The sequence below is a fragment of the Streptomyces sp. NPDC059852 genome, assembly GCF_042731455.1.
In the GTDB taxonomy this organism is placed as follows: Bacteria; Actinomycetota; Actinomycetes; order Streptomycetales; family Streptomycetaceae; genus Streptomyces.
Genome location: NZ_JBHWJK010000003.1, coordinates 305,253 through 321,364 on the forward strand (window position 1 = coordinate 305,253; position 16,112 = coordinate 321,364).

The 16,112-nt window shown below is 74.3% G+C and carries 13 protein-coding genes; 2 read left to right on the top strand and 11 right to left on the bottom strand.

Features of this window, described 5'->3' with window-relative positions; all coding sequences use genetic code 11:
* Position 1: 1 nt before the first annotated feature.
* The 3 genes from ACFV46_RS05735 to pdxH all read right to left on the bottom strand — a co-directional run bounded on the left by ACFV46_RS05735 (position 2) and on the right by pdxH (position 3,103).
* On the bottom strand, positions 2-1,426 hold the full coding sequence (locus ACFV46_RS05735) for a PAS domain-containing protein (protein WP_385497109.1): 1,425 nt from the start codon (positions 1,424-1,426) through the stop codon (positions 2-4).
* A gap of 77 nt (positions 1,427-1,503) precedes the next feature.
* Positions 1,504-2,001 carry a GNAT family N-acetyltransferase gene (locus ACFV46_RS05740; protein WP_385497110.1) on the bottom strand — a complete coding sequence of 166 codons (498 nt, stop codon included), beginning with the start codon at positions 1,999-2,001 and terminating at the stop codon, positions 1,504-1,506.
* Positions 2,002-2,470: 469 nt separating this feature from the next.
* Entirely contained in the window at positions 2,471-3,103 is a 633-nt protein-coding gene (gene pdxH / locus ACFV46_RS05745; protein ID WP_376727295.1) for a pyridoxamine 5'-phosphate oxidase, read from the bottom strand.
* Between the two features lie 386 nt (positions 3,104-3,489).
* Between pdxH and ACFV46_RS05750 the strand changes: the two genes are divergently transcribed.
* Both ACFV46_RS05750 and ACFV46_RS05755 read left to right on the top strand, forming a co-directional pair.
* A complete protein-coding gene (locus ACFV46_RS05750; RefSeq protein ID WP_361922938.1) occupies positions 3,490-4,590 on the top strand; it encodes a citrate synthase 2 in 1,101 nt (366 codons plus the stop codon).
* A gap of 192 nt (positions 4,591-4,782) precedes the next feature.
* Positions 4,783-6,015, top strand: coding sequence for a serine/threonine-protein kinase (locus ACFV46_RS05755; RefSeq protein ID WP_385497112.1), 1,233 nt, complete (start codon positions 4,783-4,785; stop codon positions 6,013-6,015).
* A gap of 17 nt (positions 6,016-6,032) precedes the next feature.
* Here ACFV46_RS05755 and ACFV46_RS05760 read toward each other — a convergent pair whose 3' ends face one another.
* From ACFV46_RS05760 to ACFV46_RS05795, 8 genes are read right to left on the bottom strand one after another with little or no spacing between them, the layout of a single operon-like run.
* The gene (locus ACFV46_RS05760) at positions 6,033-6,647 is read right to left on the bottom strand and encodes a TetR/AcrR family transcriptional regulator (protein ID WP_385497114.1); all 615 of its coding nucleotides are present in this window, start codon (positions 6,645-6,647) and stop codon (positions 6,033-6,035) included.
* Complete coding sequence (locus tag ACFV46_RS05765) at positions 6,635-7,369, bottom strand: enoyl-CoA hydratase family protein (protein ID WP_361922931.1); 735 nt, start codon at positions 7,367-7,369, stop codon at positions 6,635-6,637. Before ACFV46_RS05765 ends, ACFV46_RS05760 begins: the two co-directional genes overlap by 13 nt.
* Positions 7,366-8,943 (bottom strand): 4-coumarate--CoA ligase family protein, encoded by a 1,578-nt coding sequence (locus ACFV46_RS05770; RefSeq protein WP_385497115.1) that lies wholly within the window; start codon positions 8,941-8,943, stop codon positions 7,366-7,368. Before ACFV46_RS05770 ends, ACFV46_RS05765 begins: the two co-directional genes overlap by 4 nt.
* A gap of 37 nt (positions 8,944-8,980) precedes the next feature.
* Complete coding sequence (locus tag ACFV46_RS05775; RefSeq protein WP_385497116.1) at positions 8,981-10,117, bottom strand: acyl-CoA dehydrogenase family protein; 1,137 nt, start codon at positions 10,115-10,117, stop codon at positions 8,981-8,983.
* Between the two features lie 39 nt (positions 10,118-10,156).
* Positions 10,157-12,001, bottom strand: coding sequence for an acetyl/propionyl/methylcrotonyl-CoA carboxylase subunit alpha (locus ACFV46_RS05780; RefSeq protein ID WP_385497118.1), 1,845 nt, complete (start codon positions 11,999-12,001; stop codon positions 10,157-10,159).
* 11 nt (positions 12,002-12,012) lie between these two features.
* Positions 12,013-13,611: an acyl-CoA carboxylase subunit beta gene (locus ACFV46_RS05785; RefSeq protein WP_385497119.1), complete on the bottom strand. Its 1,599-nt coding sequence runs from the start codon at positions 13,609-13,611 to the stop codon at positions 12,013-12,015.
* Positions 13,608-15,296, bottom strand: a complete 1,689-nt coding sequence (locus tag ACFV46_RS05790; protein WP_385497120.1) for an acyclic terpene utilization AtuA family protein — start codon at positions 15,294-15,296, stop codon at positions 13,608-13,610. Before ACFV46_RS05790 ends, ACFV46_RS05785 begins: the two co-directional genes overlap by 4 nt.
* Entirely contained in the window at positions 15,293-16,087 is a 795-nt protein-coding gene (locus ACFV46_RS05795; protein WP_385497121.1) for a TIGR03084 family metal-binding protein, read from the bottom strand. The genes ACFV46_RS05790 and ACFV46_RS05795 overlap by 4 nt, the downstream gene beginning before the upstream one ends.
* Positions 16,088-16,112 lie beyond the last annotated feature (25 nt).

A 16,112-nucleotide genomic window follows, 5' to 3' on the forward strand; every position in this document is an offset into this window, starting at 1 on the left:
TCTAGGGGGTGCCCCCCGCCAGGTCCAGGGCGGCGGCGATGCGTACCGCCACGTCCTCCGCGTACACGGCGTCGCTCCGCTCGAACGCGGTCCGGCCGGCGCCCCGCAGGAACGTCACGACGCCCAGGGTCCGGCCCCGGCTGCGCAGCACCGCGCACAGGGCGTACACCGCGTCCGCCGGCCACTGCCGGCTCACCGCCCAGGCGCGCGCCCGCTCGGGCGGCACGTCACCGGCCGCCGCACGCACCGACCCGGTGCGGGCCACGCACTGGAGCGCGGGGTGCCCCTCGCCGTAGCGCACGGGCAGACCGGCCTCCCCGCCGAGCCGGGAGGGGCCCGGAGTGCCGGACGGCGTGACGGCGACCCGGACCAGCCGGACCGGGTCCGCGGCCTCCGCGTCGCGCAGCGCGCCGCCCGCGACCCGGTCGACCAGGGCGTGGTCGGCGAAGCCGGCGAGCGCGAAGTCCAGATGGACGGTCGCCGCCTCGGCGGGGTCCTCGCACTCCGCGGCGGCCCGCGCCGCGCGGTGCAGCTGGTTGGTCCGGAACCGCAGCAGCGCCGCCTCCTGCTCGGTCTGCTTGGCCTCGGTGACGTCCTGGAAGAACCAGCCGACGCCGAGCGGCACCGGCTCCTCCGCGAGCGGCGAGGCGAGGCGCACGAAGCCGCACCGCCAGCAGCGGCGCCGGTCGCCCTCGGGAGTGCGCACGCTCACCCAGATCTCGGCCGGGGCGGGCGGCGCCCCCTCCGCCAGCACATGGGTGAGCGCGCTCTCCAGCTCCTCCACGCCCTGGGCGAGCAGGTCGCCGAGCGGCCGGCCGAGCACGGAGGTGCGGCCGATGCCGAGGGCGCGGGCCGCGTGCGCGTTCACGACGGCGGGACGCAGGTCGGCGTCGACGAGCACCACGCCCCAGGACGCGTCCTCGAAGAGCGCCTCGCTGAGCGCGATGGACCGCTCCAGGTCGATCTGCGTGTGCACCTCGCTGAAGGCGCAGTACACCCCGGCGGGCTCGCCGTCCGGTCCGCGCACGGCGGCCGACTGGGTGCGCACCAGGACCCGGCCGCCGTCCTTCGTCAGCAGCGCGAACTCGTGCACCTGGCGGCCGGGGGAGCGCATCGCGGACATCAGCCGCGTCTCGACCTCCTCGGCGTCCGCCGGGCGCACCGCCCAGCCGGCGAAGCCGCGCCGGCCGACGGCCTCGGCGGCGGTCCAGCCGAGGATGCGTTCCGCCTCACGGTTCCAGTGGGTCAGGACGCCGTCCGCGTCGAAGGCGCACAGGGCCGCGTCCATGCCGTCCAGCAGGGCGGCCAGCAGATCGGACCCGCCCGCCGAACCCTCGGCACCGGCCGACGACTCGTCCGGACCGTCCCGCTCGGGTTCGTCCGGTCCCAGCTCGTCGGTGGTCCCACTACGCCGGGAAGCACTCACCTGGACCCCCTGCCAAGCCGCGCCGCCGGAACGGCGCGCCGGTTCGCTCACTCACCCTCATCTAACTGGAACGAGACTCAGCGCACACCGGGTTCCCGCAAGATTGAAGGAATCGTTGTACCGGCCGTCTCCAGCCGGTCCAGCCGCAGGTCCACCCACTCCTCGGTGGCGCCGTCCAGCACATAGCGGTCGGTCTCGGCGAAGCCCCGGGCCCGCGCGAACCGCAACCCCTCCTCGTTGACGGCGAGCACGCACGTCTCGACGGCCCGGGCGCCGAGCGCCCGCGCGTGGGCGAGCCCGTGCGCGTAGAGGGCCGTGCCGTACCCGCGGCCCCGGTGGCCGGGCAGCACGCGTGCGATGACCGTCGCGACCGCGTCCCCGTCCCGCGGCGGACGCACGGTCGAGCAGCCGACGAGGACGTCGCCCACGTACGCGTTGCGCAGGCGGTACCGCCCGGCGCGCTCGCGCACCTCGTCGAGGCTCAGGGCGGCGGGCGGCACGATGACGTTGTGGACGTGCCGCCACTCCTCCAGCGCCTTCTCGCCCTCCACCGGCACGATCCTCGCCTCAGACATCCGCCCCACTCCCGTTCCGCGCACCGGCCTCGACCTCGATACGCATCCGCGGGTCGGCGAGCCCGCACACCGTCGTCGTCGCCGCCGTCCGCGCCCCGCCCCGTTCCGTCATGCGCGGAACGCTAGGTCAGGGGGGTCGCCGGCGTCCAAGAAAAAAAGGGGTTGAGCGAGGCGGACGAGGTTCCTAGGGTGGGGTGTACTTCGGAAAGGAGGTGGTTCGGCAGATGTATGCATACCGGACGGAAGAGGTGGCTGCGGGCTAGCGGCCCGTCACCCACCACGTGCGGTGCCGGACCAGCGTGTGAGCGAAACACGCAGCCGGCCAATTCCACGCAGTCACCCGACCCGCGAGCTCGCCGGTACGTCCGGCCGGCTCCCCCGCCCCGGCGGAGGGACCAGAGCTCGCGGGTCGCTGCGTCTCCCGGGCCGCCCCGACCGCTCGGGCCCCGACCGCTCGGGACCGGACCGCTCAGGGACTGAGCCGCTCCACCCGCCAGCCGCCGTCGGGTTCCGCCACGTACCGCAGCCGGTCGTGCAGCCGGTTCTCCCGGCCCTGCCAGAACTCGACCGTGCTCGGCGCGACCCGGAAGCCGCCCCAGTGCGGCGGCACCGGCACCTGTTCCGCGCCCTCGGGATAGCGGGCGGCGAGCTCCGCGTACGACGCGTCGAGCTCGGCGCGGGAGGCGATGACGGACGACTGGGCGCTGGCCCAGGCCCCGAGCTGGGAGCCGTGCGGCCGGGTGCGGAAGTAGGCGGCCGTCTCGTCGCGGCCGGTGCGCCGCGCCACGCCCGTGACGATGACCTGCCGTGCCATCGGATGCCAGGGGAACAGCAGCGAGACGTACGGGTTCTCGGCGAGGTCGCGGGCCTTGCGGGAGTCGTAGTTGGTGTAGAAGACGAAGCCCCGCTCGTCGAACTGCTTCAGCAGCACGGTGCGCGAGCTGGGATGCCCCTCGCCGTCGGCCGTGGAGACGATCATGGCGTTGGGTTCGAAGAGGTGGGCCTGCGCCGCGGCCTGCCGGAACCAGCGCGCGAACTGTTCCACCGGGCCGCCGGCCAGGTCGCGCTCGGCGAGGCCCTCGGCCCGGTAGTGCTTGCGCATCGCGGCCGGGTCGAGCTCGGGCGCCGCGGGATCGAGGGAGGCGTCTGGGTCGGTCACGCGGTCATCTTGCCGTATGAGGGACGCGCCGCAGGGGACGGTCGCCGCCGGGTCCCCGCATGGCACTGAGTGCCGCGAGACCTCCCCAAGCGTGGCACTCGGGGATATCGTCGGGGATGTGGCCCGGGTTGGATGAGCTCCGGGCGCACGGGGCATCACAGGGATACGCCCCGGACCGCGAGTCCGACGAGGCCCGTGGCACCCGGACGATCCGGGAGCGGGTCCGTGACCGTGGATCCGCCGGGGGCGCGATCCCGTCTCAGCAGCCGCACCAGGGTCGTTCCACCACCACAACACCATCCGCCGCAACCGTCACGAGGAGCCGCCTGATGTCCGACTTCGTACCCGGGCTCGAGGGAGTCGTCGCGTTCGAGACGGAGATCGCCGAACCCGACAAGGAGGGCGGCGCGCTCAGGTACCGCGGCGTCGACATCGAGGATCTCGTCGGTCATGTCTCGTTCGGCAACGTCTGGGGGCTGCTCGTCGACGGCGCCTTCCGTCCCGGGCTGCCGCCCGCCGAGCCCTTCCCGATCCCCGTCCACTCCGGGGACATCCGGGTCGACGTGCAGTCGGCGCTCGCCATGCTGGCGCCCGTGTGGGGCCTGAAACCGCTCCTGGACATCGACGAGGAGCAGGCCCGCGACGACCTCGCCCGGGCCGCCGTCATGGCCCTGTCCTACGTCGCCCAGTCCGCGCGCGGCCAGGGCCTGCCCATGGTGCCGCAGCGCGAGATCGACAAGGCGCAGTCCGTCGTCGAGCGCTTCATGATCCGCTGGCGCGGCGAGCCCGACCCCCGGCACGTGGCCGCCGTCGACGCCTACTGGACGTCCGCCGCCGAGCACGGCATGAACGCCTCCACCTTCACGGCCCGCGTCATCGCCTCCACCGGCGCCGACGTGGCCGCGGCCCTCTCCGGCGCGGTGGGCGCCATGTCCGGTCCGCTGCACGGCGGGGCGCCCTCCCGGGTGCTGCACATGATCGAGGAGATCGAGCGCACCGGGGACGCCGAGGCGTACGTCAAGCAGACCCTCGACCGGGGCGAGCGCCTGATGGGCTTCGGGCACCGCGTCTACCGCGCCGAGGACCCGCGCGCGCGGGTGCTGCGCCGCACCGCACGGGAGCTCGGCGCGCCCCGCTTCGAGGTCGCCGAGGCCCTGGAGAAGGCGGCCCTGGCCGAGCTGCACAGCCGCCGCCCGGACCGGGTGCTCGCCACCAACGTCGAGTTCTGGGCGGCCATCGTGCTGGACTTCGCCCAGGTCCCGGCGCACATGTTCACGTCGATGTTCTCCTGCGCCCGTACGGCGGGCTGGTCCGCGCACATCCTGGAGCAGAAGCGCACCGGCCGCCTCGTCCGTCCCTCCGCGCGCTACGTGGGCCCGGGCCCGCGCGATCCGCGCGAGGTCGAGGGCTACGCCTCGATCGCGCACTGACCGCACCCGCGCAGGGCGGGCCGGCGGGAGGCACCCCCGCCGGCCGCCTCGCGCGGACGGCGCACGCGGCACCGGTGATCCACTGCGCCAGTATGCTGGGGCGGCTGCGGCACCCCCAGTCATCGCCCTTCGCCACAGGGCGAGTTGTGGCCGCGGCGACCCACACGTCCCCCGGCATGAGGATGGGAACAGGTGCTGATAGCGGGCCGCTACCGGCTGATCGAGTCGATCGGGCGCGGGGGCATGGGGGAGGTCTGGCGGGCCTACGACGAGACCCTGGACCGGCAGGTGGCCGTCAAGCTGCTGCTGCCCCAGGACTCCGACCCGACCGCCGCCTCCCGGTTCCGGCTGGAGGCCCGGACCGCGTCACGGATCGACCACCCCAACGTGGTGGGGGTCCGGGACTTCGGCGAGCACGACAACCAGCTCTACCTGGTGATGGAGCTCGTCGAGGGCGACAGCCTCGCGCGGGTGCTCACCCGGTCCGGCGCCCAGCCCGCCGACCGCGTGGCCAGGATGGCCGCGCAGGCCGCCGCCGGACTCGCCGCCGCGCACCGGCAGGGCGTCGTCCACCGGGACATCAAGCCCGGCAACCTGCTGCTGGACGCCGACGGCACCCTCAAGATCGGCGACTTCGGCATCGCCCGCTTCCTCGACGACCCCGGCGCCGCGCTGACCGCCACCGGACAGATCGTCGGCACCAGCCTCTACCTCGCCCCGGAGCGGGCGCTGGGCAAGCCCGCGGGGCCCGCCTCCGACGTCTACGCGCTGGGCTGCGTGCTCTACCAGCTGCTCACCGGGCGCCCGCCGTTCAACGCCGACACGGCCGTCGCCATCCTGCACCAGCACCTGGACGCCACCCCCGTGCCGCCGCGCGAGCTGGGTGTCACCGGGCTGCCGCCCGCCTTCGAGAACTATCTGCTGGGCCTGCTCGCCAAGGACCCCGAGCACCGGCCGGGCGCCCAGCAGGCCGCCGACTGGTTCGCCGCCGGCGCCTGGCAGGGCCGCCCCGAACCGCTCCCGGAACCGGTCGCACGGGCCTCCCGCCCGGCACCGGCGGCCCCGGCCCCCGCACCCACTCCCGCCCCCGCCTCCCGGCGGCGCGGCACCGGCGGCGCGACCACGTACATGCTGCCCTCGGCCCAGGCGGCCCCCGAGCCGCGCCCCCGCTCCCAGGCCCCCGTGCGCTCGCGCGGGCGGGCCCGGAGCCGGCCCGCGCCCCCGGCCGCGTTCGGCGCGCGCCGTATCGCCGCCACGGCCGCGGGCGCCCTGCTGTTCATGGCCGCGATGCTGCTCGGCATGAAGTGGTTCGCCCCGGACGACACCGGCGGCTCCGGGACGACGTCGGAGGCCCCGCCGACCACGGGTGCCTCGGACCCGGCGGCTCCGCCGTCCCCGGCCGCCGCGCAGGACGACGACGACTGAGCGTCGCCCGGCGGCGCTCAGTCCAGGGCGTCGTCCAGCAGCCGGGCCCACTGCGCCACCACCCGGGCCCGGCGGCCGGTGTCGTCGGTGAGCAGGTTGGCCAGGCCCAGGCCGCGGGCCATGTCGAGCAGACCCTGCACGGACTCCCGGACACCGGGCCGCGACTCGTCGGCGTCCAGCAGCTCCACGGCGATGCGATGGGTCTCCCGGCCGACACGGGCCTCCAGCTCGGTGACCCGGGTACGCAGCTGCTCCTCGTCGGACGCGGCCACCCACAGGTGCAGGGCGGCACGGAACAGCGGGCCGGTGTAGAGGTCCACGAGGGCGGCGACGACCGCCTGCCGGTCACCGGACGCGCCCTCCGGGAAGAGGGCGCGCAGGGCCGTGGAGCGCTCCTCGGCGACGTACTCGACGGCCGCCGTGAACAGGTCCTCGCGGGTCGGGAAGTGGTGCTGGGCCGCGCCCCGGGAGACGCCGGCCCGTTCGGCCACGACGGACACCGTGGAGCCCGCCCAGCCGTGCTCGGCCAGACAGGCCACGGCGGCCTCCAGGAGCCGCTGCCGGGTGACGCGGCTGCGGTCCTGCTTGGGCACGCGGTCCACCCGGTCGCCGGCCGTGCTCACACCACCCATTCCGGATCCCGTCGTTCGAGGAAGGCCGTCATCCCCTCACGGGCGTCGGAGGAGGCGAACAGCCGGGCCGAGAGCGCAGTCAGTCCGGCCGCGTCCCGGTCGAAGGTCTCCAGCACCTTAGCCGCGAGCAGCGCCTTCGTCTCGGCGAGGGCCTGGGGGGCCGCCCTGCGCAGGCCGTCCAGGACGGGGTCCAGCACGGCGTCCACGTCGTCGCCCTCGGCCGTGAGCAGGCCGACGCGGACCGCCTCCGGCGCGGTGAACCGCTCCCCCGTGAGGTAGTAGCGGGCGAGGGCGCGCGGATCCGCGCGGGGCATCACCGGCAGCGAGATCACCGCCGGGGCCACCCCGATGCGGACCTCCGTGAACGCGAACGTGGCGGTGCGGGCGGCGGCCGCGATGTCGCAGGCCGCGAGGAGCCCGAGGCCGCCCGCGCGGACATGGCCGGTGACGCGGGCGACGACGGGTTTCGGCAGGGCGACGATCGCCCGCAGCAGCGCCACCAGCGCGTCCGGGTCCGGCGGGTCCCGCAGATCGGCGCCCGCGCAGAAGGTGTTCCCGGTGTGGGTGAGCACGACCGCGCGCACCTCGGGGTCCTTGCCGCACTCCTCCAGCGCGGCCGCCAGCTCGCCCACGAGGGCCGCCGACAGCGCGTTGCGGGTGTCCGGGGAGTCGAGGCTCAGGGTGTGCACACCGCGCGCGTGGGCGCGGCCGACCATCGTCATGCGCTCTCCTTCGGCGTCCGCAGTTCGCGGCGCAGGATCTTGCCGGAGGCGGCCCGCGGGACGCCGTCGATGAAGGTGACCCGGCGGACCCGCTTGTAGGGGGCGACGCGTTCGGCGACGTACATCATGACGTCGCCCTCGCTCAGGTCCGGCGCGGACGGCTGGCGGACCACGTACGCGTGCGGGACCTCGTTGCCCTCGTCGTTGTAGAAGCCGATGACCGCCGCGTCCGCGATGCCGGGATGGGTGAGCAGCAGCGCCTCCAGTTCGGCGGGGGCCACCTGGAAGCCCTTGTACTTGATGAGCTCCTTGACCCGGTCGACCACGAACAGCCAGCCGTCGGCGTCCACATGGCCCACGTCCCCGGTGTGCAGCCAGCCGTCCGCGTCGATCATGGCGGCGGTGGCGTCGGGCCGACCCAGGTAGCCCTTCATGACCTGGGGCCCGCGGATCAGGATCTCGCCGGACTCGCCGACGCCGAGGTCCTTGTCCGGGTCGTCGAGGGAGACGATGCGCATCTCGGTGCCGGCGATGAGCTTGCCGACGGTCCCGGGCGGCGCGTCGGCCATGGCGCCCAGCGGGACGACATGGGTGCCGGGCGACAGCTCGGTCATGCCGTACGCCTGGCCGACCGGCGGCAGGCCGAGCCGCCGGGAGCAGGCGGCGGCGAGCCCCGCGTCCAGGGGCGCGGCGGCGCTGACGATGTGCTCCAGCGACGACAGGTCGTAGTCGGCGACCAGGGGGTGCTTGGCGAGGGCGAGAACGATGGGCGGGGCCACGTAGAGGCCGGTGATGCGGTGGTTCTGGATGGCGGCGAGGAACGTCTCCAGGTCGAAGCGGGGCAGCACGACGACTGTGGCGCCGACCCGCAGGGGCGCGTTCATCAGCGCGGTGAGGCCGTAGATGTGGAAGAACGGCAGCACGGCGAGGATGCGGTCGCCGGGCCCGGCCGGGATCGCCGGTTCGAGCTGGGCGAGGTTGGTGGCGATCTGCCGGTGGGTGAGCATCACGCCCTTGGGGATGCCGGTGGTGCCGGAGGAGTACGGCAGGGCCGCGACGTCCTCCGCCGGGTCGATGGAGACCTGCGGCTCGGGGGCGGTGGAGCCCAGCATGTCGATCAGCGACCGATGTCCGGGCGCGCTGTCACACACGAGGATCTCCTGAACGCCGCCCGCGAGTTCGGCGGCCCGGCGCGCCGACTCAAGCAGCGGGGACACGGTGACGATCCACCGGGCCGCGCTGTCCTTGAGCTGCTTGGCGAACTCCTCGGGGGTGGCGAGCGGGTGCACCGTGGTGACGGAGGCACCCGCGCGCGTGGCCGCGTAGAACGCGGTGGGGAAGGCGACCGTGTTCGGGCTGTGCAGGGCGAGCACGTCGCCCTTGCGCACACCCGCCTCGGCCAGACCGGCGGCGACCCGCCGGTGGAAGCGGTCGAGCTGTTCGTAGCTGAGGGTGGTGCCGTCGGTGCCGTCGATCAGCGCGGGGGCGTCCCCGAACTCTGCGGCCCGGCCCAGCACCGCCTCGTGGATGGGGAGTTCTACGGCCGGGACGTCTGCGTACTCGCTGCGGAACACGGTTCCTCCTCGCGACACGGTGCCGGTCGGCTGCCGGTCAGTACGACTTGGGCAGACCCAGGGTCTGGTGGGAGACGTAGTTGAGAATCATCTCCCGGCTCACCGGGGCAATACGAGACACGCGCGCGGCGGTTATCAGCGAGGCGATGCCGAACTCGCGCGTGAGGCCGTTGCCGCCGAGGGTGTGCACGGACTGGTCGACGGCCTTCACACAGGCCTCCCCGGCCGCGTACTTGGCCATGTTGGCCGCCTCGCCCGCGCCCATGTCGTCCCCGGCGTCGTACAGGTACGCCGCCTTCTGCATCATCAGGCGCGCCATCTCCAGGTCGATGTGCGCCTGCGCGAGGGGATGCGCGATGGCCTGGTGGGCTCCGATGGGTGTCTTCCACACCGTGCGGTCGCGGGCGTACTCGACGGCGCGGGCCAGCGCGAAGCGGCCCATGCCGATGCCGAAGGCGGCCGTCATGATGCGTTCGGGGTTGAGGCCGGCGAACAGCTGGAGCAGACCGGCGTCCTCGTCGCCCACCAGCGCGTCGACCGGCAGCCGCACATCGTCCAGGGTCAGCTCGAACTGCTTCTCCACCGCGCTGAGTTCCATGTCGATCATCCGGCGCCCGAAGCCCTCGGTGTCGCGCGGGACGATGAACAGGCACGGCTTCAGCTTGCCGGTGCGGGCGTCCTCGGTGCGGCCGACGATGAGGGTCGCGTCCGTGATGTCGACGCCGGAGACGAACACCTTGCGTCCGTTGAGGATCCAGTCCCCCGAGTCCGGGTCGCGGCGGGCGGTGGTGGTGATGCGGTGGCTGTTGGACCCGGCGTCCGGCTCGGTGATGCCGAAGGCCATGGTGAGGGAGCCGTCGGCGAGGCCGGGCAGCCAGTGCCGCTTCTGCTCCTCGGTGCCGAAGCGGGCGATGACCGTGCCGCAGATCGCCGGGGAGACGACCATCAGCAGCAGCGGGCAGCCCGCGGCGCCCAGTTCCTCCAGGACGATGGAGAGTTCGGAGATGCCGCCGCCCCCGCCGCCGTACTCCTCGGGCAGGTTGACGCCGAGGTAGCCGAGCTTGGCCGCCTCCGCCCACAGGGTCTCCCGGTCGTACTCACGGCCGTGGCGTTTGCCCAGGGCGGCCACGGCGGCCCGCAGGGCCTTGTGCTCGTCGGTCTCGATCATGGCCATGTGACTCCTTCGTCGTGGCTGACCGTGCGGTGGAGGCCGTCAGCCGGACGGCTGGACGACCGCCAGGAGGGCGCCGACGGACACCTGCTGTCCGGCGGCGGCGTGCAGGGCGGTGAGCGTGCCCGCGCCGGGTGCGATGATCTTGTGCTCCATCTTCATCGCCTCCAGCCAGAGCAGCGGCTGACCGGCCTCCACGGCCGACCCCTCCGCCAGGCCGTCGGCGACCCGGACGACCGTCCCCGGCATGGGGGCCACCAGGGACCCCGGGGCGAGCTGTGCCGTGGGGTCGGGGAAGCGGGGCAGCGCGGTGAGACGGGTGCCGTTCACATGCACCTCGTCGCCGTACCGCGCCACGTCGAACGTCCGCCGCACACCGTCCGCCTCGAGGACGACCCGGTGGGCGTCGGCGTACAGGACGCGTACGCCGTCGGCCTCCGGGCCGGTGCGGGTGTGCCGGTAGCGGACCTCGCGCTCCTCGTCGCCGACGGCGTACCGCTTGAGCTGCGGCTGGGAGGGGACGTTGCGGAAGCCGCCGAACCGGGAGCGGCCGTGCGCGTCGGCGAGGGCGGCGGCGAGCGGGGCGTACGGGTCGGGCGCGGGCGCGGTCAGGGCGGCCAGGTGCCGGTCGTAGAAGCCGGTGTCCATACGGGCCCGCGTGAACTCCTCGTGGCGCAGGGAGCGCACGAGGAGGTCGCGGTTGGTGACGGGGCCGTGGATCACCGCGCGCTCCAGCGCCGCCGCCAGCCCGCGGACCGCCTCGGCGCGGGTGGGGGCGTGGGCGATCACCTTGGCGAGCATCGGGTCGTAGTGGACGCCGATGTCGTCGCCGTCGGTGAAGCCGGTGTCCAGGCGGACGGCGCCGGGCACGGCGAGGCGGTGCAGGCGCCCGGTCTGCGGCGCCCAGTCGCGGGCCGGGTCCTCGGCGTACAGGCGGGCCTCCACGGCGTGCCCGCGCGCGGGCGGCGGCTCGGGGTCCAGGGCGTGGCCCTCGGCGATCCGCAGCTGCTCCGCGACCAGGTCGACGCCGAACACCTCCTCGGTCACCGGGTGTTCGACCTGGAGCCGGGTGTTCATCTCCAGGAAGTGCGCGGTGTCGCCGGCGACCAGGAACTCGACGGTGCCGGCGCCCACGTAGTCGACGGCGCGGGCGGCCCGGACGGCGAGGGCGTGCAGCTCGGCCGTGAGGGCGCCGGAGAGCCCGGGTGCCGGGGACTCCTCGATCACCTTCTGGTGGCGGCGCTGCAGCGAGCAGTCCCGGGTGCCCAGCGACCACACCGTGCCGTGGGTGTCGGCGAGGATCTGCACCTCGACATGGCGGCCGTCCTCGACGTACGGCTCGACGAACACCTCGCCGTCGCCGAAGGCGCTCGCGGCCTCCGCGCGGGCGCTCGCGAGCGCCGCGTCGAGCTCGTCCAGGCGGCGCACGATCCGCATCCCGCGCCCGCCGCCGCCCGCCGCGGCCTTCACCAGCACGGGCAGGTCGGCCTCGGTGACCTCGCCGAGCGGGGCGAGGCCCATCAGCTCCTTGGCCCGGGTCTTGGACGCCATCGCCTCGATGGCCTCCGGCGGCGGGCCGATCCAGACGAGGCCCGCGTCGAGGACGGCCCGCGCGAAGCCGGCGTTCTCGGAGAGGAACCCGTAGCCGGGGTGCACGGCGTCCGCGCCGGAGGCCAGCGCCGCCTTCACGATCAGGGCGCCGTCCAGGTACGTCTCGGAGGGCGCCGCCCCGGGCAGCCGTACGGCGGTGTCGGCCTCCCGGGTGTGCAGGGCGTTCGCGTCCGCGTCCGAGTACACGGCGACCGTGCGGACGCCCAGGTCGCGGCAGGTGCGGAAGACACGGCAGGCGATCTCGCCCCGGTTGGCGACGAGGACAGAAGTGATCACTGGTGGTTCCCTCACATCCGGAAGACGCCGAAGCCGCCGCGCGCGCCCTCGTAGGGGGCGGTGTGGACGGCCGACAGGCACAGGCCGAGGACGGTGCGGGTGTCGCGGGGGTCGATGACGCCGTCGTCGTACAGCCGCCCGGACAGGAACATCGGCAGCGACTCGGACTCGATCTGCTGCTCCACCATGGCCCGCAGCGCGGCGTCCGCCTCGTCGTCGTACGGCTGCCCCTTCGCCGCCGCCGACTGACGGGCGACGATGGACAGCACCCCGGCGAGCTGCTGGGGGCCCATCACCGCCGACTTGGCGCTCGGCCAGGCGAACAGGAAGCGCGGGTCGTAGGCCCGGCCGCACATGCCGTAGTGCCCGGCGCCGTAGGAGGCGCCCATGAGGACGGACAGGTGCGGGACGCGGGAGTTGGAGACCGCGTTGATCATCATGGCGCCGTGCTTGATGATGCCGCCCTGCTCGTACTCCCGGCCGACCATGTAGCCCGTGGTGTTGTGCAGGAACAGCAGGGGGATGTCGCGCTGGTTGGCCAGCTGGATGAACTGGGCGGCCTTCTGCGACTCCTCGCTGAACAGCACCCCCTGGGCGTTCGCCAGCACCCCGACGGGGTAGCCGTGCAGGGCCGCCCAGCCGGTCACCAGGCTGGTCCCGTACAGCGGCTTGAACTCGTCGAAGTCGGAGCCGTCGACGATCCGCGCGATGACCTCGCGCGGGTCGAACGGCGTCTTCAGGTCGCCGGGGACGATGCCGAGGAGGTCCTCCGGGTCGTACTCGGGCGGCTCGGCGGGGCCCGGATCCGGGTACGCCTTGCGGTGGTTGAGCCGGGCCACGACCCGCCGGGCCCGGCGCAGGGCGTCGGGCTCGTCCACGGCGAAATAGTCGGCGAGACCCGACACGCGCGCGTGCATCTCGGCGCCGCCCAGCGACTCGTCGTCGCTCTCCTCGCCCGTCGCCATCTTCACCAGCGGCGGACCGCCGAGGAACACCTTGGCGCGTTCCTTGACCATGATCACGTGGTCGGACATGCCGGGTACGTAGGCGCCGCCCGCCGTCGAGTTGCCGAAGACGACGGCGACGGTGGGGATGCCGGCCGCCGACAGCCGGGTCAGGTCCCGGAAGATGGCGCCCCCGGGGATGAAGATCTCCTTCTGGGAGGGCAGGTCGGCGCCGCCGGACTCCACGAGGTTGATCACGGGCAGCCGGTTGGCGAGCGCGATGTCGTTGGCGCGCAGCGCCTTCTTCAGCGACCACGGGTTGCTGGCCCCGCCGCGCACGGTCGGGTCGTTGGCGGTGATCAGGCACTCCACGCCCTCGACCACGCCGATGCCGGTGACCAGGGAGGCGCCGACGGTGTAGTCGCTGCCCCAGGCGGCCAGCGGGGACAGCTCCAGGAACGGCGTGTCCGGGTCGAGGAGCAGCTCGATCCGTTCGCGGGCGAGCAGCTTGCCGCGCTTGCGGTGCCGCTGGACGTACTTCTCGCCGCCGCCCGCGAGGGCCTTGGCGTGCTCGGCGTCCAGGTCGGCCAGCTTGGCGAGCATGGCCTCCCGGTGGGCCCGGTGGTCGGGGCCCGTGGGGTCCAGGGCGGAGGGCAGGACGGTCACAGCAGACTCTCCGGGATGTCGAGGTGGCGGCTGCGCAGCCATTCACCGAGGGCCTTGGCCTGCGGGTCGAAGCGGTGCTGGGCGGCGACGCCCTCGCCGAGGATGCCCTCGACGACGAAGTTCAGGGCGCGCAGCTCCGGCAGGACGTGCCGGGTCACCTTCAGATCGCGGCTCTCCGGGATCAGCTCCCGGAACCGGTCCACGGTGAGTGCGTGCGCGAGCCAGCGCCAGGCGTCGTCGGTGCGGGCCCAGACGCCGACGTTGGCGTCCCCGCCCTTGTCCCCGCTGCGGGCGCCGGCGACCAGGCCGAGCGGGGCGCGCCGGGTGGGTCCGGCGGGCGGCGGCTCGGGCAGCGCCGGCTCCGGGACGGCGTCGAGCACGGCCGTCTCCTGGGGCGGGGGCACGCTGATCCGGCGTCCGTCATAGAGGACGGCCACATGGTCGACGGCACCATGGGGGACGTACACACCCTCGAATACCCCATAGGGGGTGCCCTTTCCGGGTGGCGCGAGCACATGGAAGCCGGGGTAGCTGGCGAGCGCCAGCTCGATGGCCGCCCCGCTGAGCGCCCGTCCCACCTTCTCCTGGGCCGGGTCCCGCACGACCAGCCGGAGCAGGGCGCTCGCCGTCTCCTGTGTCGGCGCGTCGGGCCGGTCGGTGCGGACGAGGTCCCACCGCGCCTCGGCGGGCCGGGACGTGGCGAGCGCGTCGTCCATCTGCCGCCGTACGAGCGCCGCCTTGGCCTCGACGTCCAGTCCGGTGAGCACGAAGACGACCTCGTTGCGGAAGCCCCCGAGCCGGTTCACGCCGACCTTGAGGTCGGGGGGCGGGGCCTCGCCGCGCACCCCGTCGATCCGCACCCGGTCGGGGCCGTCCTGGGTGAGCCGGGCGGTGTCCAGCCGGGCGGTGACGTCGGGTCCCGGGTAGCGGGCGCCCGCCGTCTCGTAGAGCAGCTGGGCGGTGACCGTGCCGACGTCGACGAGGCCGCCGGTGCCGGGGTGCTTGGTGATGACGCAGCTCCCGTCCTCGTGCAGTTCGGCGAGGGGGAAGCCGGGGCGGGTCGCGGCGGCCGCGTCGAAGAAGGCGTAGTTGCCGCCGGTCGCCTGCGCCCCGCACTCCAGGACGTGCCCGGCGACGACGGCGCCCGCGAGCCGGTCGTGGTCGCCGGGCCCCCAGCCGAAGTGGGCGGCGGCGGGACCGGTCACCAGGGCCGCGTCGGTCACCCGGCCGGTGACCACGACGTCCGCGCCCTCCCGCAGGCAGGTGGCGATCCCGAAGCCGCCGAGGTAGGCGTGGGCGGCGAGCGCGCCGGGGTGGCGGGCGGCCAGGTCGTCGCCCTCCACATGGGCGACGCGCACGGGCACCCCGAGCCGGTCCGCGAGGGCCCGTACGGCGTCGGCGAGCCCGGCCGGGTTGAGTCCGCCCGCGTTGGCGACGATCCGCACGCCCCGCTCGTGGGCGAGGCCGAGGCACTCCTCCAGCTGCCGCAGGAAGGTGCGGGCGTAGCCGGCGCCGGGGTCCTTCAGCCGGTCGCGGCCGAGGATGAGCATGGTCAGCTCGGCGAGGTAGTCACCGGTGAGGACGTCCAGTTCGCCGCCGGTCAGCATCTCGCGCATGGCGTCGAAGCGATCGCCGTAGAAGCCGGAGGCGTTGCCGATCCGCAGCGGCCGGGCGGCCGCCGTCACCGGGCGTCCCCCTTCGGGCCGCGTCCGGCGCCGGGCGGGCCTGCGAAGACCTGGGCGATGTCGAACCAGCGGTCGGCGTCCGGGCCTTCGGCGCGCAGGTCCAGGTCACAGCGGTGGGCGCGCTGGGTGACCAGCCGGCAGAAGTCGACGGCCGAGCCGGTGACGCGCTGGTCGGCGTCCTCGGGGCCGTAGGTCCACAGTTCGCCGGACGGGGCGGTCAGTTCGATGCGGAACGGCTCGAACGGCACGGGCAGGCCATGGACGCCGAAGGCGAAGTCACGGGTGCGCACCCCGATCCACACCACATGCCTGAGCCGGTCGGTGGGTGGGCGCACCACACCAAGGGCGTCGGCGACGTCCAGTCCGTGGGCCCAGGTCTCCATGAGCCGGGCCGTGGCCATGGAGGGCGCCGACATGGGCGGGCCGTACCAGGGGAACTTGGCTCCCCGGGGTGCCGCGCGCAACGCCTCGGTCAGGGCGGCCCTGCCCGCGCGCCAGCGCGCCAGCAGCTCGGCGGGCGGCAGCGCGGCCCCCTCCTCGGCGCCGTCGTCGACGAAGGAGCCCGGCGAGACCAGCGCCTTCTCCACCAGGGTGTGGAAGGCGTCCGTGTCGGTCGCGGCGAGCAGCGCCGAGTGGTCCGTCCAGGCCAGGTGCGCGATCTGGTGGGCGACGCTCCAGCCGGGCGCCGGGGTGGCGAGCGCCCACTGCTCGGGGCTCAACTCGGCCACCAGCCGGTCGAGTTCCTCGCTCTCCTCGCGCAGGTCGTCGAACACGGGCGTCGGATCGGACACGGGACGCTCCCCTCGGGGCACGGCG